A 1375-nucleotide genomic window follows, 5' to 3' on the forward strand; every position below is an offset into this window, starting at 1 on the left:
CGACGAGGAGGGCTACGATTTCTGTGGTTCCCGCCTGTAGGGAGAGACGGAATCTTTTGCGCACGTCGGCGATGATGAAAGACTCCTCTAAAGGGGCGCGTCTCGGTGCGTCAGGTATGCGTCTCTTCGGTTTCGTTCGCCAGTCGTGGCGGTTTGCGATGGCGGGCGAAGGCGAAGAAGATGGCGGCGGATACCAGAGGCAGCACAGCAAAGCAAAGATACATATCAGCGTAGCCCAGTACGGCAACGATCAGGCCCGACACAGCCGATCCGACACCGATGCCGCTGTCGAATCCGATGAGGAACGTGGCGTTCGCTGCGCCGCGGTGCTGCGGCTCGACATTGGCTACCGCCATGGTCTGCAACGTGGAATGGCATGCGGCGAAACCGGCGCCGTACAAGAATGCGGTCAACACGAACAGGGTGAGCGAATCGGCTTTTGACAGCAGCACTAAGGCAGCGATCATCAGCAGAAGGCCCGGAACCAGTACGAGGGCGTATCCCCGATGGTCGACCATCTTTCCCAGCAGCGGCCGCGACAGGGCTACGGCTATCGCGTAGGCGGTAAAAAACGGCGCGATATTGTTGACGCCTTGTGCCGAAGCATGGATGGCCAAGAAAGTGACCAGTGCGCCATAGCAGGCCGTCAGGAAGAATACGATGACCGAAGGCAGAACCGAGGATCGTTCTATAAGGTTCCTCATGCTGAACGTCGGGTGGCGCTCGATGGGGCGGTAGTGCAGGAAGCTGGCGAATGCGAATGCCAGTACCAAGGTACCCACGGCCAGGATTATGACCGGCGTGATGCCCTGCCAGTCGAACAGCTCGAGCGCCAACCCCGGTGCAATGGCCAGCGCTAGGCTTGCCGACAGCGCAAACAGCCCCATTCCTTCGCCGAAACGCTTCGGCGGGATGATGTCGGTGGCCACGGTTTGGCTGGAGGTGCTGGTAATGCCCCAGGCCAGGCCATGGACGAACCGCAATGCCAAAATGGCCCCCACCATAGGTATGAACTCGAAGCATATCGAGGCCAGCCCCATGAACACGATGCCGGACAAGAAGATGCCCTTGCGTCCGAACCGGTCGAGGATCATCCCGCAAAAGGGCCGGATAAGCAGTGCCGACACCGTCGTGACGGCGGTGACCAGGCCCAGTACGGCATCTGGTGCACCGAGCGATTGCATATATACCGGCAGCACAAAAGGAAACGCCTGCCAGCTGCTGAAAATAAGGAGGTTGACCACGGTAATAAGAACGAAGTCCTTCGTCCACAGCGTACCCTTGGGCTTTTTCGCCCCCATGTGCGCCTCGCTCCCAACTCGCGTGTCGCTCCCGATGAACCCTAGCGATTCAGTATAGCGTAGCGAAGAGCAAG

Annotated in this window: 1 protein-coding gene; it reads right to left on the minus strand. The window is 59.3% G+C overall.

The genetic code is table 11. The features are described from left to right. Positions 1 to 110: 110 nt before the first annotated feature. The coding region (locus RR842_RS14690) for an MFS transporter (RefSeq protein WP_332730312.1) at positions 111 to 1375 on the minus strand (1265 nt) is incomplete at its 5' end.

The sequence above is a fragment of the Gordonibacter sp. genome, assembly GCF_036667095.1.
Lineage (GTDB): Bacteria > Actinomycetota > Coriobacteriia > Coriobacteriales > Eggerthellaceae > Gordonibacter.